Origin of the sequence: Nocardia sp. NPDC047648, assembly GCF_040642815.1 — a bacterium.
GTDB classification, from domain to species: Bacteria; Actinomycetota; Actinomycetes; order Mycobacteriales; family Mycobacteriaceae; genus Nocardia; species Nocardia gamkensis.
Genome location: NZ_JBEYSX010000005.1, coordinates 179371 through 203439 on the forward strand (window position 1 = coordinate 179371; position 24069 = coordinate 203439).

Consider the following 24069-nt stretch of genomic DNA (forward strand, 5'->3'; position numbering starts at 1 on the left):
GTCAAGCGATCCCTTCCTGTTGGGGATGGAAGCCGAAGCGGCGGGCGACGGTGTCGATGCGGTCCAGCGCGCGGTCGAGGTGGTCGCGGGTGAGGGTGGCCATCATGCTGATCCGCAGGCGCTGCTGGTCGCGGGGCACGGCCGGGAATTCGACGCCGTTGACGAAGACACCCTCCCGGTGCAGGGCGCTGACCACGTCGGCGACGGCCAGCCGCGGCGGCACGAGTAGCGGGATGATCGCGGTCTGCGGGTCGACGGGGAATCCCATCGCGCGCAGCCCGCGCACGAAATATCCGACGTTGTCGTGTAGTCGTGCCACGCGTTCGGGATGCGCGGCCAGGAAGTCGATTCCGGCGAGCACCGCCGCCACCACCGAGGGCGCGAGCGCGGCGGAGAACATGTAGGAGCGGGCGAAGAAGCGCAGGGTGTCCACCAGGTCCCGGGATCCGGCGACGAAGCCGCCGGTGCCCGCGAAGACCTTCGAGAACGTGCCCATGGTCAGCTCCACCGATCCCGGACCGAGCCCGAAATGCTCCGCTGTGCCGTGCCCGCGCGCGCCGAGCACTCCGGTGCCGTGCGCGTCGTCCACCGCCAGCCACGCGCCGAACGCGTCGCACAATGCGCGGATCTCCGGCAGCGGCGCGATGTCGCCGTCCATCGAATACACGCCTTCGACGGCCACCACCACGTTCGCCCCCGGATTGCGCCAGCGGATCTGCATCAGCCGGTGGCGCAGATGGCGCACGTCGTTGTGCGCGAAGGCCATCGACCGCACCCGGCCGAGCTGGATGCCGTCATACAGGCTGGCATGGTTCTGTTCGTCGTAGAGCAGCACGTCGCCCTTGCGCAGCAGGCCGGTCACCCAGCCGACATTGGCCGCGTAGCCGGAGGAGAAGACCATGGCCGACTCGCAGCCCTTCAGTTCGGCCAGCCGTTCCTCGAGCCGCCGGTGCAGGGTGGTGGTGCCGTTGAGCAAGGGCGGGCCGCCGTGTCCCACACCGTATTCGCGAATGGCGGTGACGGCCGCCTCGACGATGCTCGGTTCGTTGCCGAGGCCGAGGTAGTTGTTGGATCCGAGCATGATCAGCTCGTCGGTCGCGCCGGTCGCCGGATCGCGGACCGCGACGACCGCGCCGGACGGCCCGGCCACCTCTCGCAACACGAAACCGCTGCCGCGAGCGTGCTGGGCATAGGGGCGGAACTCCGCGAAACGCTGGTCGAACGTGTGCGCGGCGGGGTCGAGGTAGTGCTCCAGGCTGAAGTTCTCGCCGTGGGTCGGATCGGGTGCGGTCATGGTCGTTGCTCCTGTCCGAGGATCACGGTTCCCGCGCGGCCGTCCAGCACCAGGACGTCACCGTTCGCGACCAGGCCGGTGACTCCGGGAACGCCGACGACCGTGGGGATGCCGAGTTCGCGTCCGATGATGGCGGTATGGGACAGCAGGCTGCCTCGTTCGCTGACCAGGCCGCCCGCGGCGACCATGAGGAACACCCAGCCCGGGTCGGTGGTCGCGGCGACGAGGATCTGCCCGTCGATCGCGACGTCCGGATCCGGGGTGTGCAGAACCAGCGCGGGAGCTTCGACGCGACCTGGGGCGCAGCCGATGCCGTGCAGTACGCGCGCTCCTTCGGCGGCGTCCCGGCCCGGTTGCTCCAGTGCCGGATCGCTGATTCCCGCCGCGGCGATCCCGGTCGTGACGATGCGGGAGGGCAGGCGTTGCTGCTGCCAGCGGTCGTAATCCGCCTTGCGCAGGGCGACGGTGCGCGTGGTGTCGGCGTCCACCGCCGTTGCGCGGGTGAGTGCGGCGATCTCCTCGTAGGTGAGCCAGAAGACGTCGCGCGGATCGTCCAGCAGGCCGTCGGCGTGCAGCCGCCTGCCGTACTCCCGGAAGACCCGCTTCACGAGACCGAAGGAGCGGCTGCGGCCCAGTCGCATGTTCTCCCGCTGCTTCACGTGTTCGCGCGCGAGCCGGAGTGCGAGCCGGAAAACCCACCGCCGCAAGCGTTCACCCGCGAACAGTTCGGCCGCCGTCCGCTCGGCCGCCCGCCGGATCGCCTGCTCACGCGCGATCATGTCGTCGGCGTTCTGCCCGCCGCGCAGGTAGTTCCGCAGCATGGGCACCAGTCGCTCGGGGTGCTCGCTGAGCGGATCGGTCTCCAGCTTGAGTTCGTCCACGGTACGGTCACCGAACTCGGCGATGTGGCGCAGGCATGCCGCGCGGAAGGTCGCGAACCGGTCTTCCGACAGGGCCGTCCACACCTGGTGCGCGGCGGCAGGGCCGTCGAACAGCGCACGCAACGCCGCGTCGGCGCGCACCCGCGCGGTCAGTGCCAGTGCCGACCGCACCGGATCGACGCTGTCGACACCGTCTTCGCCGCAGAACAACTCGTTGCGCAGGGTGAGCGCCGCCTCCGCGGCGAGGCCGGCTTGCCGCAACTGTAGTCCGACCAGGTGGAACATCTGCTGGGCGAGAAAATCGTTGAAGATCTGCACCGAGTAGGCGGGCACGAGTTCGTCGAAGAAGCGTTCGGTCCACGCCAGCAACGCGTGTGCGTCGCGTTCGCGCTCCGGCGTGTCCGGCTCCAGCCTGCGGTCGAGGTCCGCGGTTGCCGCGGTCAACGCGCTGAAGAACGCGCGCAGCCGCCGTGGCAAGCGCAGCCAGCCGAGCAGGATGATCGAGAAAACCCGCAGGCGCAGTGCGAGCGCGCGCAGCCGGGCCACGCCACGGGGCGACGTGGGCGGCCGCTGGTATCGGTTCTCGATATTGAGCGCGGCCTCCCACCCTTCGATGGCGAATTCCATGCCGGGGATCTCGAGGAACAGGCGGTACCAGTTGCTGATGTTGTAGTAGATCCGGCCGCGCGCGGTGGCGACCAGATACGGATACAGATCGGCGGCGTTGCGGTCGACGATCCGCGCGGTGGCGCCGAAATCGCGGTGACACGTGCGGAAGACCCGCTCGTAGGCGGCGCGTAGGACCGAGAACGTCAGCGGGCTCGACAGTCCCGGATACGACTCGGCGACGTTGACATTGTCGAAGACGGTCTCGCGCGCCCCGGTCGCGGTGACCGGCCTGGCCTGCAGGAGGTGCAATCGTCCGTCGGGCGTGTAGGCGAACTCGACATCCTGCGGCGTGCCGAAGTGGTCGGCGAGTGCGCCAGCGACCTCGGCCAACTCGCGAATCTCCGCGTCGGACAGCGCCGCGGCGGTCACCGGGTCGGCGAGCTCTTCGACAGTGGTGCCCGCACCGTGACGCGAGGCCACCACGCGATTGCGCTTGTCGGCGACTACCCGGGAGGTGATGGCTCCGGTGGCACGGTCGACGAAGTAGGTATCGCAGTCCACCGTGCCCGCCACCACGCCTTCGCCCAGTCCGAGCGCGGCCGCCACTACCGCTTCGGCGGGATCGCCGCTCTGCGGATTGCAGCTGAACACCACCCCCGAGACGGCACTGTCCAGCAGTACCTGCACCACCACGGCGCAGGCGACCGGCACGTCGCCGAGGCCACGGCGCGACCGGTAGAACAGCGCGCGCTCCGACCAGGCGGAGGCGAGTACCGTCCCGATCGCGGCGGGCAACTCGGCCGCCGCCACGTTCAGCACGGTGTCGAGCTGTCCGGCGAAGGAGTCGGTCGCCGAATCCTCCCCGCGCACCGACGATCGCACCGCGAAGCGCACCTCGCCCGCGGCCGCCGGACCGGCGGCGGCCAGTTCGGCGACCACGCCCTCGAGTTCGGCGGCGATGTCACCGGGTAGCTGTCGGCCCTCGACGAGGGCACGGATCCGCGTCGACACAGACCGCAAGGCGGCCGGATCGTCGGGATCGAGTTCGGCGAGCAGGCTTGCGACGGCATCGGCGGACGGGGCCAGCAGCCGCGCGCACGTGTCGGTGCCGAGCACGGCGAACGGCGGCACCTCATATCCGGCGGCCCGCAGCCCGGCGAGGTTGGCGGCCTTGGCTCCCGCGTTCGCGGCGGCCGCCGGATCCGTCGCGAGGGTTTCGGCGCGCAGTATCGCGCCGGTGGTGGCACTGGTCATCGTGCGTCCTCCTGTCTGGTCCGGGTCACGGGGACGGCGCGCTCGCGCCGGGTCAACCGGACCAGGACCGGGTCGGGGGTGTTGGAGATCTCGGGGTGCTCGCGCACCCGCATCCCGTTCACCAGTTGAATGTCGTAGCGCGACAGCACCATCGCCAGACCCACGCGGATCTCGATCAGCGCCATCTGCTGGCCGACGCACAGATGAGCGCCCCAGCCGAAGGGGAAGTACCGGAACGGCGGCCGCGCCCGGTTCCGCTCCTTGGTGAACCGGTCGGGATCGAAGGTCAGCGGCGCGTCCCAGAACCGGGGCAGTCGATGGTTGACGAACGGGCTGATCACGACGATCGCGCCCGGTCGCAGGTCGAATCGGTCGAATCGGTCCGGCTCGAGCGCGGTGCGGCTGAACGCCCACGCCGGAGGATGCAGGCGCATCGCCTCATCGATCACGCGGCCGGTGTACTCCAGCCGGGGCAGCGCGGCCCGCACGGCGTCCGGTTCGTCCGGCGCGTCCGGCAGCGCGTCGAGTTCCGCGCGCACCCGGTCGAGCACGGCCGGGTTGCGGCCCAGTTCGTAGATCGTCCAGGCCAGTGCCGCTCCGGTGGTCTCGTGACCGGCGAGCAAGAAGGTGAGCACCTCGTGCCGCAGTTGCTCGTCGTCCATTGCGTGTCCCGCGTCGTCGCGGGCGTCGAGCAGCCGGGCGAGCAGCGAGTGCGCGTCGTCGTCGGTGTGCCGATGCTTGCCGATCACCTCGTCCACCACGCGATGCAGTCGCTGCCGCGCTGCCCGCAGGCGCCGGTTACCCGGAGTCGGGAGGTGTGGTGGCAGTTGGATCGGCGCGGCCATATGCCGCATGACCCACGAAACGCCCTGGCGCACGTCGTCTTCGATCTGCGGAAGCACGCCGTCGAGATCCGCGCCGAGTACCGCGCGGCAGACGACGTCGGCGGCGAATCCCATCAGCTCGGGCACCAGGTCGAAGGCCGCGCCGTCGGCGGCGCGGGCGTCCAAGCGGGTGCGCATGCGCTGACCGCATTCGACCATGAGCGGGATCTCGGTCTCCACATGACGGCGCGCGAAGGCCGGTTTGATCAAGGCGCGCTGGCGTTTCCACAACTCGCCGCCGCTGGTCAGTAAGCCGGGACCGAGCAGGTGGTTCAGGCTTCGGTAGCTGATCCCCTTCTCGTAGCGCCCCGCGCGGGTGACCAGCACCTGCTCGATGTGATCGGGTTCGGCCAGCAGGTGCACGTACTGGTGCGCGAGGCGCAGCCGGACACTGCCGTAGTGGAGCGCGGACTCGTAGAACAAGCCGAGCGGGTCGGTCCGATAGCGGGGGTAGGCGCCCAGCGGATGCCGGGTGGCCGGGCCGTCGAGGCGGCGCTCGCCGATTCCCGTCGACGGTGTCATCGCGCCGCGCCTTGCCCGCGCGCGGCGCCGACCGGTTCGTCCGCATCGGCGTCCAGCAGGACGCGCGCCGCGATCCGCTGGACCTTGCCGCTGGTGGTCTTCGGGATGCTGCGCGGCGCGACGATCCGCACCCCGGCGGCCAGCACCCCGGTGCGTTTGCTCACCGCGGCCCGCACCGCGCGAGCCAGCGCGTCGAAGTTCGCCTGTGCCACGGCGGATTCGACGATCATGTGCAACTCTTCCGACCCGCCGCCCGGCTCGGTTCGTCCCACCGCGACCACGCCGCCCGGCCGTACTCCCGGCACCTGCTCGGCGGCGATCTCGAAGTCCGTGGGCAGGTAGTTCGCGCCGCGGATGATGATCAGGTCTTTGCGTCGCCCGGTGATCCGCAGTCGGCCGTTGCGCAGGTAGCCGATATCACCGGTGTCCCACCAGCCCTCCACCCGGGCGGCGGCCGTGGCTTCGGGCAGCCGGAAGTAGCCCGGCGTGGTCGACGGTCCCCGGAATTGCACCCGGCCCACCAGATCCGCGCCGCACGGTGTCCCGTCCTCGCCCACCACGCGGATCTCCGTGCCCGCTACGGGCGCACCGCAGTCGACGATGTCGAGCGCGTCGCCGTCGCCGGCGGGGACATCCACCGCGACGCCGTGGTCGGCCAGTCCGCGGCGGGAGACCGAGTCGAACGCGAGCGGCGCGCGCGGATCGGACACCGTCACCGCGAGCGACGCCTCGGCCAACCCGTAGCACGGGACGAGCGCGTCGGGGGGCAGCCCCCAGGCGCCGAACCGGTCGACGAACCGCCGCACCGTGGGCGGATGGATCGGTTCCGCGCCGCAGAACAGGAACCGCCACGCGGACAGATTCACTCCGTCGAGTTCGCTGTCGGCGATCCGCGCCGCGGCGTAGCCGTAGGCGAAATTCGGTGCGGCGGTGAGTGTTCCGCGATGCCTGTGCACCGCGCGCAGCCAATCGGCCGGGTGGCGCAGGAACCGGTTCGGCGGGATCAGCACGGCGTCGATGCCGCGGAACAGTGGCGTGAGGAACCCGCCGATCAGGCCCATGTCGTGGTGCAACGGCAGCCAGCCGACCCAGGTGTCGCCGGGTCCGATGGCGGCCGCGCGGGCGATCTGCTCGCAGTTGGCGGCCAGATTCGCGTGGGTGACCTGCACCCCTTTCGGCGCGCCGGTCGAGCCGGAGGTGGCTTGGATGAACGCGAGATCGTCCGGTGCGGGCAGACGCGGCGGGAGCGCGGGAGCGTCCGGTGTGCGGGCCAGCGCGTGCAGGGCCGAGGCGTCGATCGCCGCCACCGAAGCGGGCACGGGCAGCATGGTGAACACCGCCGGAGTGCTCACCACGGCCGTCGGATCCAGATAGGCCACCAGCCGGGTGAACCGGTCCAGGAAGATTTCCGCGGCCCCGAAGCCACCCGGAGTGGCGATGGCGGTGGGCACCGCGCCGAGCAGCAGCGCACCGAAGAAAGCCGTGACGAACTCCGCCGACGTCGGCAGGCACAGCAACACGCGGTCGCCCCGGCGCACGCCGCGGGCGACCAGACCCGCCGCCGCCCGGCACGCGGCGCCCGCCAGATCGTCATGCCGCCAGCGGATCTCGTCGTCGTGCCGCGCGGCGGCGCGCTCGGGCATGATGACCGTCGATGCCGCCGCCGCACCTCGCTCGCCGCCGGACAGCAGCGCGTGCACGATGCTCGGGTGTCCGGGGCGCAGTGTCCCTGATGAAGTGGTCATCTCCGGTCCTCGACGTAGCGCACGATCGTGGCGACCGTGGTCAGCCGGACGGCGACGTCCTCCGGAATACTCACGGAGAAGGCCTGTTCCAGCTGGATGGTGAGTTCGATGGCGGTCGGCGAGTCGAGGCCGTAATCGATCAACGGCGCCGCCGGGTCGAGGTCGGCCGCGGGCACCCACAGCACCTCCCCGACGATCGCGCGGACCCGCGCTTCCAGATCGGCCGAGCCGATGTCGTCGCGTGTGGTCATCCGAGCAACTTCCCTTCTGTCACGCAGGCGCGCACCGATTCCTCGAGGTCGACGTCGTCGCCGGTGTCGATGCGGTGGAATGCCACCTCCGGGAACGCGAGCGCGAGGGTCTCGCGCACCCGCTCGTAGCCCGCGCGCAGTGCGGTCAGCCGCTCGGCGGTCTCATGGGCTTCGACGGGCCCGCGCCCCGACCGCCGCACACAGCGCGTCGCGGCCTGTTCCGGCGGCGCGTCGAGCCACAGCACCGCGTCCGGGAGCGTGGTGCGGAACCGTTCGGCGAAGCCGGACACCGCGCCCGTGATGTCGCGACCGACCAGTTCCGCGATCTCCGACAGCAGCAGCCACGGGTCCGGCGAGCTGCCCAGCCGTGCGGCTTGGGCGTGCTGCCACGCCAGGATGTCGGCGAACGTGCCCGGCCGGTGCCGCTCGAGCACCGCCGCGATCTCGTCCTGCCGCTCGCGGCAGCGTCCGTCGGTGCCCGCCAGCGCCACATACAGCGGGCCGTAGACGAGCAGTTCGATCAGCGGATGCCGTTCGCACACCAGCACATCCGGTGCCCAGGTGCGCAGGAAGTGCTGTTCCACCGGTCCGAACAGGGTCATCTGGAGGTACATGGCGGTGGCCTTCATCGCCACGTCGCCGATCTCGTCACAGCCGACGCTGAAGGCCCTGAGCTGGCGGGACAGATCAGCGAGCGGAACATCGCGGGTGTCGTGGAAGTCGGGGCAGGTCATCGACGCGAACCCACCGGCATCGGACCGCACCGCCAGCGCGCGAAGCGCGGCCAGCACCGAGGACTTGCCCGCGCCGTCGATGCCGACCAAGGCCACCCGGCGGGTGTACGAGCCGCTCATCGGTCGTCCTCGCGCAACTGGGCGAGTACGGCGGCGGTGATCTCGGCCTGCGCCGCCGTGCCGTCGAGCCGGATCCAGCCCAACTCCTCCGACAGCGCGTCGAGTGCCTCATGGCTGCGCTGCTGGAAGGCCAGAAACGACTCCTCGTCGCCGTAGCCGCTCTCGTAGTCGCTGCGCAATCGCTTGCGGCTCAGCGCGTCCTGCGGCCGCACCGCGAGATAGAAGGTGCGGTCGGGTTCCGGGAACCCCGCCGCGAGGTTGCGCAGGACGGCCGGGTCGCCGCCATGGGCGACCTCGGTGGCGTAGTACTTGTACCAGTACGCGTTCGCGAGCACGATATCCGCGCCGCGCTCGGCCGCCAGGTCCAGCGACAGCTGCATGGCGTGGAACAGGAAGTGCGCGCGGCTGAGGGGGGTGAGCAGCTGGAGGTAGCCGTAGATCTCGGCGGGACTTCCCCACGGGAGTTTCGAGGAGACCTTCGGGTCGAGGAAGGCGTCCCAGATCGTCACCGCGGCGACACTGTGGCCCTGCGCCTCGAATTCGGCGGCGATCCGCGCCACCTGCGTGGTTTTGCCCGAGCCGTCACCGCCCGCCAGGCAGATCAGCCGTTTCCGTGCGGTCAGTGTCGTGTCCTTTCCCGAGCCGCGCCCCACGCGGGGTGATGGGGCGGGATTTGCCGCCGACGTTGTAATTTCGCGGTGTACGTGGGTCGGCGGCGCGACCTCTTCCGGATGCGCGCGAGCGGCGACCTCCGCTCGCCCGCGGTCCGTGGATGGTTCGTTCCCCGCCGGGGCCTCGGCCGAGTCCGCGTCCAAAATCCGCACCACGCCCGCGCTGCCGTCGATTCGGATCCGCTGACCCGAGCGCACGGCGCTCGTCGCCCCCGCCACATTCAGTACGGCGGGAATGCCGTACTCGCGCCCGATCACGGCGGCGTGCGACAGCATGCCGCCCACCTCGGTCACCACCCCCGCCACCAAGCCGAGCGCGGGAGTCCACCCCGGGTCGGTGAAACGTGTGACGAGAATATCGCCCTGGCGCAATTGGTCGATGCCGGTGAGCGCGGTGATCACCCGGGCCGTTCCCTCGGCGACACCGGGACTGCATCCGAGGCCGCGCAGGTCGCCGTCGCCGTCGGCGCGCACCGCCGCCACCGTCACGCCGCCACCGAGTTCGTGTGGCGGCGTCAGATCGCGATAACCCTCGTACATCGCACGGCGGTAGGCGACCACGGGCGCGAGATGCGCGGCGTCGGCGCGGCCCGCGACCAACTCGACGAGTTCGTGGATGGTCAGCTGGAAGGCGTCGTCGGCGTGCTCGAGCGCACCCGCGGCGGCCAAGCGGGTGCCCGCCTCCACCACGTACGCGCGCACGATGGCGTAGCACTGCGATGAGAACTCCCGCATCCGTTCCCGGGCGACGAGATAGCGGCGCATCCGCTCGATCTGCTTGTCCAGCGCCTTGGCGTACCGCACCCGCGTCGCGGGCCGGGCACGAACCCGGGCGCGCACCGCGGCCGATTCGGACTCGTAGCGCTTGCGCTGCTCCACCAGTGTGGCCGCGGGGTCGGCCGGCGCGGTGCCGTGTTCGAGCATCACCGCGATCATCGACCGCACCCGCCCCGGGTCCTCCGACCAGCGCGGGCACGTCAGGTCGAGTTCCGCGTCGGCGTGGAAGCCCTGCTCGGCGAGGAAAGCCGCGAGCGCCTCGTCCCATTCCGGACCGTCGAGGCCGAATTCTCCGGCCACCCAGTGCAATTCGACGATCCCGCGTTGCAGCGCCATGTGACTGATCTCGGCGAGGCCACCCATCAGGTCGATGGCGGAGCTGGTCGCGCCGGTGGCCGCGTCGATTTTGTCCAGCAGCTGTTTGAAGTCGGTCTGCACGCTGGAGTTGTGGTAGATCGTGGTGAAGTAGGTGCGCTCGGTCGCGGCGTGCAGAGTGAGCAGACAGTCGGCCAGGTCGGCGGCGAAGGTCGCCCGGTCGGTGCGCGGCAGCGCGCGCACCCGCTCGCGCCACGCCTGGTACTTGACGGGCCAGCTCGCGGCGAATGCGTCGACGGTGGTGAGCTGTTCGCGGTAGCTGCGCTGCACCGCCAGCGCGACCGGCAGTGCGCGGGCGATGGACAGCGGCGTGTTCGGCGTGCGGATCGGCCCCTCCGGGCCGTACTCGTTGAGGACACCGAGGTCGTCGTCGAAATGCTGCTCGTCGAAGCCGGGTATGCGCTGGAAGCACTTCTTCACCGCACTCACGTTCCAGTAGGCACGGCCGTAGTACATAGCCATCCAGTCCGGCTCCTCGCCCGGCTCGGCCAAGCCCAAACCCTCGAAGAAACGCTGCATCGAGTACTGGAAGGCGTTGTCGTACAGCGAGAACATCATGGGTGTGCACACTCGGGCCGAGACACCGCCGTCGCGCAGGTCCGCATCGGAGAACTGGTCGATGTCGGTGCGCCAGCTGATCGCGGTGACCGCACGGGATTGCAGCAGCCACAAGCCACCGTCGTCATCGATCGCCCATTCGATGTCCTGCGGCCGATGCCTGCGTGCCTGCACCGCGAGCAACAGCGCCGCCAACGCCTCGGTGTCGGCGTCGGCGAGCCGGACGTCCTCGTCGCCCGCCTCGCGCGCCACCACACCCCCGTCCGACAGCCGCAGCGTGTAGCGAGTGGGGGTGACCTGTCCGGAGACAAGCCGCTCCCCTACGCCGTGACACGCCTCCAGCACCGCGTGCCCCTCGATGCCGGTGAGCACATCGATACTGAATCCGACACCGGCACAACGGGCCTCGACCATGCGCTGCACCAGGACGGCCACGGTCGCTTCGGCGTCGGCCATGCCGTGGCGGGACAGATAGGCGCGCACGCGTTCGTTGCGCACCGACGCCCGGCACCGCTCGATGTGCGTGCGCAGCGCGGACGCGTCCGCGACGTCCAGGTAGGACTCGTACTGGCCCGCGAAACTGGCGTCGTCGAGATCCTCCAGGACGCCGCTGGAGCGCACGGCCACCGGGAACCCGCCGATCGCCCGCACCCAGCCGGACAGATCGTCGTCGCCGACGCCGTCCAGGTCCAGATCGGCGGGCACGACGAACCCGGGCGGAACGGCGAATCCGTCGGTCAGCAAGTCGTGCAGGGTGGCGGCTTTGCCGCCCGCCCGAGTGGGAGCGAAGTCGGCCGCGCCCAGGAACATCGGAGCGGACGAGGTCGTCGGAGTGATCACGGAGGTGGCTCCTGTCGGCAGTAGAACCGGGCGCAAATCGTGGCGAGCGGCCAGACTCCGCGCCGCGCGGACACCGGCCACGGTGAGCGCGCCGTAGGACGGGCTCGCGGTACGCGGCTGGAAGCCGAGCAGCAGCGTCTCGGCCATGCACGCGTAGACGACTCCGGCGGGCAACCCGGTTTCGGGTAGGGAAGGGGTCTGGCCGAGCGGCAGCGCCATGCGGCCTCCGTCGACCAGGGTGAGGTGCGGCTGCTCGGCGACGGCCGGGTCCACGTCGCCCGGAACGGCCAGATCGCAGATCAGCACCGGGTGGCGGGCGGCGAGATGCCGCGCGGTGATCAGCGGCTCGGCCGAGTTGGTGGCGGTCACGACCACCCGGCACTCACGCAGTGCGGTCAGATCCTCGCTCACGACCACCTCGCCCGGTAGCTCGGCGGCCACTCGGCGCAAGCGCGTGCCTGCGCCCGGCCTGCCCACCAGGATCAGTGAATCGGCCAGCGGGGCGAGCAGTTCGGCCATGACCGCGCCGATGTTGCCGAGTGCGCCGAGAATGCCGACCCGCCGCTGCCCCGGCGGTAGCGCGGCCAGTTCGGCGCTGAGCACCTCGTAGGCGCACGCCGCGGTGAGCGAATTGCCAGAGGTGACCGTGACGGCGTCCTCCGCCACCTCGCGAGCGGCATCGGTGACGATCGAGGTGTAGCCACCCAGCCCGATCACCGTGGCTCCGGCCGCGACCGCCTGTTCCACCGCGTGCCACACCAATTCGCGCACGTAGGTCCGCTCGCCGGCACGCTGATGCGCGACGATCTGCGCGGCCGTCAGCGGCAGCGCGAACAACATCATCTCGACCTCGGCGCCGGTGGGCGAGACGATCGACCGCCTGGTCACCTCGAAGGGATCGGCGACGGGGCGCAGGCGTTCGAGCAAAGCGGCGAATTCGGCGTCCGTCCACGCCTCCAGCTCGGGGGCCAACCGGCGCAGGTCCGCCGTCTCGGGCAGGTTCGCCAGGAACGCCACCCTCGTCGGCGCGTGCGGGTCCCGCGCCGGTGGCATGTCGGCGCGTCGGGGCAGCGGAGCCCGGTCCGTGACAGTGGTCTTCGTGGCGACCGGTGCGGCCAGGTGCGCCAGCAGCAGGTCGTATCGGCCGCGGTGCAGCAGTGCCGCGACGTCGTCCAACGCCGTCGCCAGCCGCGCCATGTCGGATTCGGTGACGAAGGCGGAGGGCTGGACGCGCAAGGTGGTCGGCGCCGAGAGGGTGGGCAGCATGCGAATCGCGTGCCGGTGCAGAAGGAATCCGGCCACCACGTAGCCGAACATGTCGGGCGCGCAGATCTCGCGCAGCAGCGCCGATTCCGGCTCCGGTGCCCGCAGTTCAACGCCCTGCAACAGTCCGCGCCCACGCACCGCCACGATCTCGCGCGGCCAGCGGCGGGCCACCTCGTCCAGCTGCGATCGCAACCGCGCGCCCGCATCGCTGATCCGGAGCTGGTTGTCGCGCAACAGGTCCAGCGCGGCGTCCGCGACCGTCGCCGACAGCTCGTCGTCGGCGAAGGTCGAGGTGTGGTAGCGACCGAAATCGGCGATGGCGTGCGCACGGTCCACCAGCAGCGCGGCGATCTTCACCAAACCGCCGCCGAGCGATTTCGACATCAGGTAGTAGTCCGCGCGCACACCCGATGGCGCCGACGCCAGGAACGTGCCGGTGCGACCCATGCCGCACTGGATCTCGTCGAAGACCAGCGCCGCGGCGTGCCGATCCGCCAGTGCGCGCAGAGCGCGCAGGGTATCGGCGGGAATCTCCCGCACACCGCCTTCTCCCTGGACGGGCTCGGCGAACACCGCCGCGACGGACGACAGCCGCCGCCATGTGCGCACGGGCGCGCCGTCGGCGCCGAAGCCGATGACGCCGACGGTGCACAGCTCGTCCGCGAACGCGCCGGTCACCTCGTCCGGCACCCAGCTGTCGAGCCTGCGCCGCGGCGGTCCCGGCACCACCAGGTCCGCCGGGGTATCGGCCTGTTCGGTGAGCGCGAAAGCGCCTGCGCTCTTTCCGTGGAACGCGCCCGCGAGGGAGACGAACACCGGCCCGCGCTCACGCAGCCGCGCGATCCGGTCCAGCGATTCGGTGACCACGGCCGCGGCGGTCCGCGCTTCGGCGTCCCCGGCAGGCGCGGACGGGCGCACATCGTGCAGGTGGTCGCGGCGGAGCCGGCGCTGCGTCCGCCGCAGCTCGGCGTCCAGTTCGGACAGGGCGCGTGCGTGCGCGACCGTGGCGTGCCGGATCGCCGCCTCGACCGCGTCGGCTCCGGTGCAACCGAATGTCACCACGTACTCCCGGCCGGTGCACGCACCGACCGACTCGGACAGCCGCCGCGCCAACCGCGCGGCGCCGGGCCGGACGCTGCCCTGCGCAACGAATGGCACCTGCTGGTTCAGCGTCGCGGTAGCGGCCCGTACCAGCGCCGGATGATTGTGACCGAAGAGCGCGGCGCCGAAACCGCCGACGAGATCCAGCACCCGGGTGCCGTCCGCGCGGACGAGATGGTCGCCGTCCGCGGCGGTGTACACCACGTCCAGGTGACAGGCTCGCAGCAGTCCCGCCAAGCCGGGTCGGTTGTAGTCGGTGAAGTCACCGAACGAGTCGGAATCGGGCGGCAGCGAATGTTCCCGCCACCCGGCGCGCGCGGTCACGCCCGCGCCTCGGCCCGGGTGGGGCCGGTACGGATCGTCTTCGACGTCACGCATGCGATCACCGCGCGCGCGGTATGCAGCGTCGCCGCCTCCTCGTCGGCGATCGTGATGCCGAACTCGCGCTCGAGCTCGATCACCAACTCCACCGACCGCACCGAGTCCAAGCCATAATCCAGCAACGGTGTGTCCTGGTCTATTTCGACTGCATGCAGACCGCGCGAGAACATCGTGAGAACTCGTTCGGTCACGGCATCGAATTCATTCATTCAGCGCCTCCTCCACTGCGCGACGAACCTTTACACCGGCGCGGAACATCTGCGCCGATCGACGCCCACCCGACCGTTTCGAACCACATATGCACAGTTCAGCGCAGGTTTTTATACCTGCCGAGTCCGCGTTCACTCATCCTCCGAATCGGCGAACGGGACTGTCGGATCTCGCTGTCCCGCCATGCGCGTCCGGCGTGCCACGACACCGCCCCGCGTTCTCACATCTGTACACGCGCCCTATGTGGGCTGCAATTCGAAACCCACTGCCGAACAGGGCATTTCGCGAGAAGGCAATTTTTCGGCTAACTTTATCGACTATGTTTCCGGAAACAAAGCCGCGCACCACGGAAGGTGTGGCGAGAAACAGGCCGTCTGAGACGATTTGACAGAACCACGTTCGCGGTAGGCCTATTCCAACTGTCACCGCGCGACACAGTAAAATCTCCGCCGTCGGAAAATGCGCTGTTCATGCGGCATTCATCCGCCGGCCGGGCAATGATAAATACCGACCCATCGGTATTTATCATGCCCTCTCGCCCTACCCCATCCCGGCAAGAATATGAAGTCACGTAACGACGTTTTTTCGCTGTGCGACAACGTATTTCACCTGTCCGGACACCAGCTAACTACTGGACCGCCGTCGGCATGTGACGCCTCTCATTACCAGTCGGTAGTATGCGTAAATGCTGTGACCGACCACAATCGCCCCTGTCCTGGCCCCGGGACACGCACAGGATCGATCCGGTGGTTCGCCCGAGCCACGGCCGGGCGGCTGGATCGGCACTGTCGTGAGCTACGTCGTCTCGCGACGGAGACGTTCGGATCGCGACGGCAAGACCCCGGCCCCGCGTGGGTACGCGGCAACCGAGCGTGAAGGGTTCACGGTCATGGGCGCTGGAACTGCCATCGCTGCGTACGGCTGCTAGAGCCAGTCCTGTAATTCGTTGTGGTGGTTGGTGTTAGCTGTCAGGTGTGGTTGGTCGCGGTGAATTGACCGATAAGGCATGGGCCGTGGAAAACCGCGATTGAGCGGCTGCGGACATGGACCGCTGACGGGACCTGGCAGAAGATCCTCGACGAAGTGATCGTCAAGGACGACTCTATCGGCGAGGTCGAGTGGACCATCTCGGTCGATTCGAGTGTGGTGCGGGCCCACCAGCATGCCGCAGGAGCCCGGAAAAAGGGGGCGCTGTCGGCGTCGCCGGAGAAGCGCTCGGGCGGTCCCGAGGCGGGCTGAGTACCAAGATCCACCTCGCCGTCGATGGCCGTGGCCTGCCGATGCGGGTGTTGATCACCGGTGGTCAGGCCGGTGACAACCCGCAGATCCTGCCGCTGCTGGACGGGATCAGCGTGGCACGTGCCGGGCTCGGCCGGCCACGAATGCGGCCGGAGGTGGTGATCGCGGACAAAGGCTATTCCCATCCCTCGACGCGGGCCGGGCTGTGGCGACGGCGGGTGCGGTTCGTCAGTCCTGAGCGCGACGATCAGATCGCCTGCCGTGCTGCGAAGGGCTCGGCCGGTGGTCGGCCACCGACGTTCGACCCCGAGGTCTACAAACAAAGCAACGTGGTCGAACGCTGTTTCAATCGGCTCAAACAGTTCCGTGGCCTGGCTACCCGGTATGCCAAACGTGCCGCCTACTACCAGGCAGAACTCACCATCGCTGCGATCGTGCTCTGGCTGCGATGAACTACACAACACTAGTCGTTCTGCGACCACGCGGCGATCGGGAGGGACAGGTAGATACCGAAGTCGCTGAGACCGGTCGCCTTGCTGATCTCCTCGTGCAACCCGTCCACGCGGTCCTGGCGGTTGGCGGCCCGGCTCTCGAACCATTTGGAGCGCACCTCGATCACGATCGGCAGGCCGCAGCGATCGAAAGGGCCGAGCCGACGGAAGCGGATCTCGACGTCGCCCGGCTGCAGAGCACCGTCGTACGGTTCCTCCGGGCATTCCACGGCCAGAGACACGAGATGCGGTAGAACCGACGCGAGTTCGCGAAGCGTGTCTTCGGAGACAGAGGGCGCATGGGTCACTTCCACGAGGGGCACCCGGCGAGCCTATTGCAGGACAGGCCCTCGACGGTTCCGTGGTCCACGTGAGACATCAGTGGGCCACATCGGGCGCCTCCTGATGAGAGGGAATAGCCGGAAGACCGTCCATGACCGGACCCGGTCATGGAAGGTCGGAGGCCGGGCGAGGAGGGCGGACCACTCGCCATCGGCCGAGCCAGGCCGGGCTCGCGTCATGCTGCGGCTGCCGGGCGGGGACCGCAGCACGGTCGATAGCCCGAGGGACCTGGCTTCGGCTCGCGGCCGGCCCCGATGTTGGCGAGCCGACCGCGAGGCAGGGCACCGCTAGGGCGAGATCGGGTGCGAGGTCGCGTGTTCGAGGACCAGCACTCCGGTGCCCTCGGGTGCGAGGTTCTTCAGCAACTGGCAATGCATGTTCTGGTGCGCGGTCGCCAGACCGGCCTGGTGAATCGGCACCACGACGCGCGGGGCGATCGACCGAAGATAGTCGATGCCCTCGCCGATCTTCATCCACGGCCCACCGATCGGCAGCAACAACACGTCGACCGCGACAGCGATCTCATCGAAAGCGTCACCCGGGTGGAAGACGGCGTCGTCGATCAGATAGCCGAGGTTCTCCGAGGCGGGCAACGCCGAGTGGACGCAGGCGTGCTCACCACCGGTGACCACGATGTCGTGGCCGAGCACCGACAGTTTCTGGCCCGGCTGCGCCACGTGCGCGGGTCGACGCATCTGTTCGGGGTAGTCGGGGTTGTCCAGTGCCGCGAGTGTGCCCTCGCCGACGATCAACTGCGCGGCGGGGTTGGCCGCCAGCAGCGCCGCGAGGCGGGGAGCGTCGAGGTGGTCGGGGTGGGCGTGGGTGATCAGGATCAGGTCGAGGTCGGTCAAGTCCTCGAAACCCTGCGAATAGGTACCCGGATCGAAGAGGATTCGCGTCGAGGCGCCCACCCTCGGGAGTTCCACGAGAACGCAGGCGTGGCCGAAGTGTGTGATATTCATAGTTTTTCGCCTTCCGTAGGAGACCGACTGCTCAGGGGTTGACCACGGTCATCCACATCGGCTCTTTGCGGTTCACCATCGCTTCGACCGCCGTGTCGGCGTCGGCCAGGGGGAAGCGCTGGGTGATCAGTTCGTCCACGTTCAGCACGCCGGATCCGAGTAGAGCCAGGACCTGTTCGGCATCGGACCGGGTGCAGGCGCGGGTGCCGACGAAGCGCCAGCAGTTCACCATCAACGCCAAGGGCGGCAGCGACAACGGCGTGGTGTTGCCGCCCATGTGGGCGATGGTGCCGCCGGTGCGCAGCGCCGCCATCGCTTGGCCGGTGGCCGCGCCTGCCGGGATATAGTCGGCAACGGCGTGCACGCCGGCCGGGGCCAGCTCGCGCAGCCGGCGGGTGAGGCCGCCGGTGCTCTCCCAATCGGCCGGCAGCTCATCCAGGGCGATGGTCTCGACCTCGACCTTGCCGGCCAGCGGCGTGACCGCGGCCAGCCGTTCGGCGGATCGGCCGACCAGCACCAGTCGGGCGATGCCGAAGTGCTCGGCGAGCTTGATCGTCGCGGTGCCCATCGTCCCGGTGGCGGCGGTGGTGACAACTGTCGAGCCCAGCGGCAACTGCGCGCATTTCAGAATCCGTACGACATTCGCCAGATCGTGCACCTTGGCGGCAACATCGAAGCTGACATTGCCCGGGAGCTGGTCGATCAGCCAGTGCGGTACCCGGACGTATTCGGCGAGGCCGCCGTCGTGGTAGCGCTCGTAGAGAGGCATCGCCACCGTGCCGAAGCCCGCGTGCCCGATCATCGCCTGTTGCGGGCACATCATGTCGCGGTCGGAGCGGCAGTAGTCGCAGCTGCGACAGTTGAGGTTGGGGTGTACCCGCACTCGATCGCCGACCGCGATGTCGGTGACCTGCTCGCCCACCGCGGCGACGGTGCCGGCGGCTTCGTGACCGAGAGTTGTCGGAAGGTGTTTGAACGCGCCCATTTTCAGCAATGCGATCATGCCCGGCGCCAGCCCGGCGGAGACGACCTTGACCACGACGTCGAGTGGTCCTGGCTGAGGGATCGGGATCTGCTCGAGGGCCAAGAGGTGCGAGCCTTGGGTGGCACGGGCGGCGAGCATGGTCATCGCGAGCTACTTTCCCCGGCGAGGGCATCGAGATGTTCGGGTGTGCAGGGCTGTGCGGTGCGCGAGGTCTCGGCAACCTGGGGCAGTTCGCGATTCGAGAGCACGCTGAGGTAGGCGCCGTCCTCATGACCGACGCTCGCGTGGGCGACGCCGAGCGGGATTCGCACGAAGTCGCCCGGGCCGAGTTCGATGATCCCGCGTTGGGTCACCAGTGTGCGTACACCGCTGATCTGGTACTGGACCTCGTCAGCGTCGAGGGTGCGTCGGTAGCGCCGCACGTCGCCCCGCTCGGGCGTGAATGTCTCTGTGCCCAATTTGAATTGGGCGGTCGCAAAGAGCGGATTCGACCCCGTGCCGACAGCGAATACCGACATCCGGTCCGGTTCGTCGTCGACTCGGTCGAGTAGCGCGTGCTCGTCGATGGGGAAAACGGTGATGTCGTGGCCCAGTGAACCCATGCACTGGGTGACCGCCTCGTTGAGCGGTGCCGGCTGCCATCCGGGAAACGGTGGCAGCGCTGCCGTCGATGTGCGCACGGCGTCGCCCGTTTCGGTGACCGGCGCCGGAACGTAGAACAGCAGATGGCTTTCGTTGCGTCCGTAGTTGTCGTGGGCGACGCCGCGAGGGATGCGGGAGAACTCGCCGGGTCGGTGTTCGATGGTGCCGAGTTCGGTCATCAGGGTACGTTCGCCGTCGATCTGGTAGGAGATCTCGTCGACATCGCAATTGCGGTGATAGAAGGGCTGGCGATTGTCCATCGTTTGCCATTCGATGCGGATCTGGTCGTTCTCGTAGACGCCGCGCGGTGGCGCGAACGGCTGTGCCTGGTACTGCTGGGGGAAGTGGACGACCGTCAGCGGCGGATGATCACGCCACAGCTTCATCGGCATCTTGCCCGGGTGTGGTGGGGAGAGCAGGTTCCGTTCGTCGCGGTGGATGCTGCGCAGGGGAACCTCGGACGTCATGGTCACGATGTCTTCGATGACAACACTCATGGAGAGACCTCTTTGTCTCGTCAGGAATCGGATTCGGCGGCAGGCAGTGCCTGGTAGTAGGCGGCCGCGCCGGGGTGCAGCGGAATCGGGGCGATGCCCATGGTCGGTGGGTCGAGAGGGTAGGTGATAGGGCTGCGCTCGGGCGGCAGGTGCCGGTATTGCGCCTCGATGAGGTGGCGGGTCTCCCCCAGAATCCAGGCGACGGTGTAGGCGAGATCCTCTGCCATGTCCGCGCGGGCCACGACCAGGAAATCGGAGAAGTCGAGGGTCTGGAATGCGCTGCGGCCGGGGAAGAACTCGTCGGCGACGGTGGCGGAGGGCCACCCGAAGTCTCGGTCGAACGACGCGAGCACCTCGGGTTCGACCTCGAGGAAGCGGTAGTCGGCGCCGAACTGCTGCCAGTGCGGCAACATCACGGCTTCGTGCACGATCGCGTCGGCGCGGCCGGCGAGGACGTGATCGAGCGACTCGAAGGGCCGTTCGTCGCCGAGGAACTGCCCGCCCCAGCCATCGACATCGACGCCGGACCGTACGAGCAGTTCGTGCGCGGCCAAGCCGACGGCATTGACCCCGTCGTTGACCGAGGTCGCCACCCGCAGCGCCGGTTTCAGCTCACGCAGCTCGGCGAACGAGGTGACCCCGAGGTCGGCGTGCACGGCGAAGACCAGCCGATCGCGTTGAGGCACGACGCCGAGCGCGCGCAAATCGGGATAGTGCTCGTCGCGGTAGGTGCCGCGGCCGTCGAGCGCGACCGCGGTGAACGCGGCGGGTGTAGTCAGTGCGATATCGACTTCACCGCGGCCGACCGCGCGCACGTTGTCGGAAAACCCGCGGCCGTTCCAGATGCCGACTCGCGTATGTGGTCCCGCCCGGTCGGTCAGTTCCTGAGAGATCCATCCACACACCCGGTGGAGATTGGCCGTGCCCCAGTCACCTTGCAGTTGCAGTCGCAGCGATCGGTCGATCCGGGGTTCAGCGGGCCGAGTGCTCATACCGGAACCACCTCGCCGCGAACCAAGTTCCGGACCGAACCGACACCGTCGATCTCGACGACGATTTGGTCGCCCTCGTGCAGGAACAGCTGCGGGTCGCGGCGATAGCCGACGCCGCCGGGGGTGCCGGTCAAGATCACGTCACCGGGGGCGAGGGTGGTGAAGGTCGAGATCTCGGCGATCAGCCGCGGGATGGAGAAGATCAGCATCGACAGATCCGACTCCTGTACCTTCTCCCCGTTGAGCACGGTGCGGATACCCGCTGTCGACAGGTCGACCTCGGCCGGCGTCACCAACGCGGGGCCCAGCGGCGTGCTCGCTTGCCAAGCCTTTCCCTGCATCCACTGGTGGGTCTTGTACTGGAAGTCACGCATGGTGATGTCGTTTGCCGTGCTGTAGCCGAGAACGTGCTCGGCTGCGTCGGCTTCGGCGATGCGACGGCCGGGCCTGCCGATGATGACCGCCAATTCGCCTTCGTAGTCGACCTGGGTCGACTCCGGCGGCAGCACGATGTCGTCGTAGGGACCGATGAGACTGTCGGCGAATTTGGGAAACAGCACCGGATAGGTCGGCAGCTCACGTTTGGTCTCGGTGACGTGCTCGCGATAGTTCAGCCCCACGCAGAACACCTTCGACGGGTTGGGCACCACCGGCAGAAGCCGGACCGCATCGATCTCGACTCGGCCACGAGTGTCGCGTTCGGCGTCGGCCAGAGCTTCCGAGGTGGTCTCGGAGCCGATCTCGGTGACGCCGTCCAGCGGGACCAGGGCCGAACCCTGGACTTCGCCGACGCGGCGCACGCCGCGATGTTCGTAGGTCACGTACGCCATATCAGTGTCCTTCGCTGGTCTTACGCCAAGAGGCGAGCTGGCCGCCCCACAGGTTCACGGAATTGGGGATCGGCTTCCACCGGCGCGGCACATAGGCCACGCGGTCGTCGTGGAACTTCTCCATCTCGGCGGACAGTTCGATGTGGTTGCCGGCCGGGTCGTCGAAGAAGATGAACAGATTGTTGCCCGGGCCGTGGCGACCGGGACCCCAGCTGACATCGACGTTCTCATCGGTCAGCCGGTCACACCACGCCTTGAAGTCCTCCCATTCGGCCAGGTCGAAGGAGTAGTGGTCGATGTCGCCGCCCGCACCGACGTTGACCACAGCCAGGGTGTGGTGGTCGCGGTCACTGCGCAGCCACGCGAATCGGCCGTCCTCGAGCTGGTCGGAGATACGGAATCCGACGGTGTCGACGAAGAACTCCACCATCGGCACCACATCGTCGGTGGCCAGGGTGATGTGCTGGTACTTGATCGGTCGGCGACCGGTGTCGGCGGCATTCTCACCCTCGCGTGCGACCGCGGTGTGGAAATGGACGGGTGTGCCGTGTGGGTCGGTGACCACGATGCCGGTGGCGTCCCCGAGTCCCGCGTCGAGATAGATCGAGTCCAGTGGCGAGACGGTGTGCCCGGCGGCGGCCAGCCGCTTGGCGATGCCCTCGACACCGTCGAGGTCGCGGACCTCGAAACCGTAATGGTGCAGCCCCTTCTCGCCCGCGATGAGATCGATGACGTGATGTCCGGAACCCCAGCCCAGGCGAAGTCCACCCTCGGGCAGCTGCTCGTGCATCTGCAGTCCGAGTACCCGGCCGTAGAACGCGGCCGTCGAGGCGACATCGGGCACGCGGAACCCGATGTGGGACACGGTGGTACGGGTCAGAGTGCCTGCTGCCGCGCGTTCCTGCAAGACGATCCGCTGTGGTCTATCCATGGCTCAACGCCCTTTCTGTCCAGGTCGAGATGGTGGTCACCGTGTCGGTGGTCCGGTCGGGATGCCAGGCGGCCGCGACCACCCGGTCCGGTCGGAGAAGCACGAATTGATGGGCATAGGGTTCGAATTCGCGTGCGGCTGCCCCGTCGACATCGATCAGGATCCGACGTCGAGTCCGTGGGAGGTACTCCCCCAGTGCAAGCAAGGCCGTAGTCGTCCCGAGCTGCCGGACTACCGGCTCGACCCCTGCCCAATCCGGCTCGTCGACGTCCACGCCGATCAGCGCCCAATCCATGCCGAGCACGTCGTCGAGCCGGGCGACAGTATGGTCGGCGGTGTCGAAGACCAGGGGTTGCCCCACTGCGACCCCGACACCGGCATGCCGGTGGGCGTCGAGGACCAAACCTTCGGTGAATCGCTGCGAGGGTCGGTACCGCATCTCCTCGAGGTACGCGCGGCCCTCCTCGGTACCCAGTGCTTGCTCGATCAATGCGTCACGGCGATCCGCGAATCGCGCCGAGGTGGTCATCACGACACGCCCCATGCGCTCCGACATCCGCACCGTTGCCTGTACCTGGGCCGCGCGTTCGCTCTGGTAGCTGGCCAGCAGCGACGGTGCGAGTCGGCCGGCGAGCACGTCGGCGATCTTCCAGGTCAGGTTCGCCGCGTCACGGATGCCGGAGTTGAGTCCCTGTCCGGCGAAGGGCGGCATCATGTGCGCCGCGTCGCCGAGCAGGAAGGAACGCCCGACCATCCACTCGTCGGCGACAACCGCGTTGAACCGGTAGTTCACCGCACGTTCGATCTGCGTCGGTGCCAAGTCGCGATAGGGCGCGACCAACGCGCGGATCAGCTCGAACGACGGAGCCTCGCCGGGTGTCCCCTCACCGTCGAATAGCCGGAATTCGTAGCGGCAGCGGCCGTCGAGCCCGGGCACGATGACGTGCGGACGGGCCGGATCTCCGTGATGCATGGCGAAGCGTTCGGTATGCGGATCGTCGAGGGTGTCGGCGACCAACCACACATCGGGGTAACTACGTCCGGTCATCTCGATGCCCTGGCTGAGCCGGGTTACCGAGCGACCGCCGTCACAGCCGAGGACGTAGGCGGCGTCGAGGGTCACCGGGCCACTGTCGGTGCGCGCATGGACTCGCACCGAGTCGGCAAGCTGGTCGAATCCGGTTACTTCGACACCGAATCGCAACGACGCATTCGGCATCTGCGCCAGCGCCTCGACCAACACGCGCTCGAGATCGGGTTGAGCGAAGGGATTTTTGAACGGGTATCCCAAACGGAACGGCCGAGGACCACGCGCATGAAACAGCGGCATCCCGTGGCGGTCGTAGTAGCGAGTGCCCGTGCCCGGTACCACGATCGGCAGCACCTGCTCGACGATGCCCGCTCGCTGGTACACGCGCAGGGACTCGTCGTCGATGCTGATCGCCTTGGGCTCGTCACTGGTCGAGTGATTCTGTTCGACCACGACCACCTCGACTCCCCGTGCGGCGAGCAGGGCCGCGGCCGTCAGACCGACCGGCCCAGCACCGCAGATGACCACCTCGGTTTCGTCTGGCGACTTCACCGGCGCCATCACCTCACCTTCTCCCGCTGTCGGACGAACTCGATAGTCCGACCCTATGCATGGTGTCCTGCATTGCAAAAGCACTGTCCTAGATGACAGGACG

At 68.6% G+C, this 24069-nt stretch carries 18 protein-coding genes; 2 read left to right on the plus strand and 16 right to left on the minus strand.

Annotated elements, in window-relative coordinates:
* Nucleotide 1: 1 nt before the first annotated feature.
* From ABZ803_RS13595 to ABZ803_RS13630, 8 genes are read right to left on the minus strand one after another with little or no spacing between them, the layout of a single operon-like run.
* Nucleotides 2-1294, minus strand: a complete 1293-nt coding sequence (locus ABZ803_RS13595; protein WP_357036681.1) for an aminotransferase class I/II-fold pyridoxal phosphate-dependent enzyme — start codon at nt 1292-1294, stop codon at nt 2-4.
* Entirely contained in the window at nt 1291-4038 is a 2748-nt protein-coding gene (locus tag ABZ803_RS13600; protein WP_357036684.1) for a PEP/pyruvate-binding domain-containing protein, read from the minus strand. The genes ABZ803_RS13595 and ABZ803_RS13600 overlap by 4 nt, the downstream gene beginning before the upstream one ends.
* Nucleotides 4035-5444, minus strand: a complete 1410-nt coding sequence (locus ABZ803_RS13605; protein WP_357036687.1) for a cytochrome P450 — start codon at nt 5442-5444, stop codon at nt 4035-4037. The genes ABZ803_RS13600 and ABZ803_RS13605 overlap by 4 nt, the downstream gene beginning before the upstream one ends.
* Entirely contained in the window at nt 5441-7189 is a 1749-nt protein-coding gene (locus tag ABZ803_RS13610; RefSeq protein ID WP_357036690.1) for an AMP-binding protein, read from the minus strand. The genes ABZ803_RS13605 and ABZ803_RS13610 overlap by 4 nt, the downstream gene beginning before the upstream one ends.
* The gene (locus ABZ803_RS13615) at nt 7186-7440 is read right to left on the minus strand and encodes an acyl carrier protein (RefSeq protein ID WP_357036693.1); all 255 of its coding nucleotides are present in this window, start codon (nt 7438-7440) and stop codon (nt 7186-7188) included. The genes ABZ803_RS13610 and ABZ803_RS13615 overlap by 4 nt, the downstream gene beginning before the upstream one ends.
* Complete coding sequence (locus ABZ803_RS13620) at nt 7437-8294, minus strand: hypothetical protein (protein ID WP_357036696.1); 858 nt, start codon at nt 8292-8294, stop codon at nt 7437-7439. Before ABZ803_RS13620 ends, ABZ803_RS13615 begins: the two co-directional genes overlap by 4 nt.
* Nucleotides 8291-14260 carry an aminotransferase class III-fold pyridoxal phosphate-dependent enzyme gene (locus ABZ803_RS13625; RefSeq protein ID WP_357036699.1) on the minus strand — a complete coding sequence of 1990 codons (5970 nt, stop codon included), beginning with the start codon at nt 14258-14260 and terminating at the stop codon, nt 8291-8293. The genes ABZ803_RS13620 and ABZ803_RS13625 overlap by 4 nt, the downstream gene beginning before the upstream one ends.
* The gene (locus ABZ803_RS13630; RefSeq protein WP_357036702.1) at nt 14203-14472 is read right to left on the minus strand and encodes an acyl carrier protein; all 270 of its coding nucleotides are present in this window, start codon (nt 14470-14472) and stop codon (nt 14203-14205) included. The genes ABZ803_RS13625 and ABZ803_RS13630 overlap by 58 nt, the downstream gene beginning before the upstream one ends.
* A 1084-nt stretch (nt 14473-15556) precedes the next feature.
* Between ABZ803_RS13630 and ABZ803_RS13635 the strand changes: the two genes are divergently transcribed.
* Both ABZ803_RS13635 and ABZ803_RS13640 read left to right on the plus strand, forming a co-directional pair.
* Complete coding sequence (locus tag ABZ803_RS13635; protein ID WP_357037201.1) at nt 15557-15712, plus strand: hypothetical protein; 156 nt, start codon at nt 15557-15559, stop codon at nt 15710-15712.
* Between the two features lie 8 nt (nt 15713-15720).
* Nucleotides 15721-16164, plus strand: a complete 444-nt coding sequence (locus tag ABZ803_RS13640) for an IS5 family transposase (RefSeq protein WP_357037180.1) — start codon at nt 15721-15723, stop codon at nt 16162-16164.
* 11 nt (nt 16165-16175) lie between these two features.
* Here the strand turns inward: ABZ803_RS13640 and ABZ803_RS13645 are convergent, their stop codons facing one another.
* From ABZ803_RS13645 to ABZ803_RS13680, 8 genes are all read right to left on the minus strand, one after another.
* Entirely contained in the window at nt 16176-16526 is a 351-nt protein-coding gene (locus tag ABZ803_RS13645; protein WP_357036705.1) for a hypothetical protein, read from the minus strand.
* 306 nt (nt 16527-16832) lie between these two features.
* On the minus strand, nt 16833-17507 hold the full coding sequence (locus ABZ803_RS13650; RefSeq protein ID WP_357036708.1) for an MBL fold metallo-hydrolase: 675 nt from the start codon (nt 17505-17507) through the stop codon (nt 16833-16835).
* Between the two features lie 31 nt (nt 17508-17538).
* A complete protein-coding gene (locus tag ABZ803_RS13655) occupies nt 17539-18636 on the minus strand; it encodes an alcohol dehydrogenase catalytic domain-containing protein (RefSeq protein WP_357036711.1) in 1098 nt (365 codons plus the stop codon).
* On the minus strand, nt 18633-19631 hold the full coding sequence (locus ABZ803_RS13660) for a hypothetical protein (protein ID WP_357036714.1): 999 nt from the start codon (nt 19629-19631) through the stop codon (nt 18633-18635). The genes ABZ803_RS13655 and ABZ803_RS13660 overlap by 4 nt, the downstream gene beginning before the upstream one ends.
* Nucleotides 19632-19651: 20 nt before the next feature.
* Complete coding sequence (locus ABZ803_RS13665; RefSeq protein ID WP_357036717.1) at nt 19652-20623, minus strand: TAXI family TRAP transporter solute-binding subunit; 972 nt, start codon at nt 20621-20623, stop codon at nt 19652-19654.
* Nucleotides 20620-21453 (minus strand): fumarylacetoacetate hydrolase family protein, encoded by an 834-nt coding sequence (locus tag ABZ803_RS13670; RefSeq protein ID WP_357036720.1) that lies wholly within the window; start codon nt 21451-21453, stop codon nt 20620-20622. Before ABZ803_RS13670 ends, ABZ803_RS13665 begins: the two co-directional genes overlap by 4 nt.
* A 1-nt stretch (nt 21454) precedes the next feature.
* Nucleotides 21455-22384, minus strand: a complete 930-nt coding sequence (locus ABZ803_RS13675) for a VOC family protein (RefSeq protein WP_357036723.1) — start codon at nt 22382-22384, stop codon at nt 21455-21457.
* Nucleotides 22377-23966: a bifunctional 3-(3-hydroxy-phenyl)propionate/3-hydroxycinnamic acid hydroxylase gene (locus ABZ803_RS13680; protein ID WP_357036726.1), complete on the minus strand. Its 1590-nt coding sequence runs from the start codon at nt 23964-23966 to the stop codon at nt 22377-22379. The genes ABZ803_RS13675 and ABZ803_RS13680 overlap by 8 nt, the downstream gene beginning before the upstream one ends.
* Nucleotides 23967-24069: the final 103 nt, after the last annotated feature.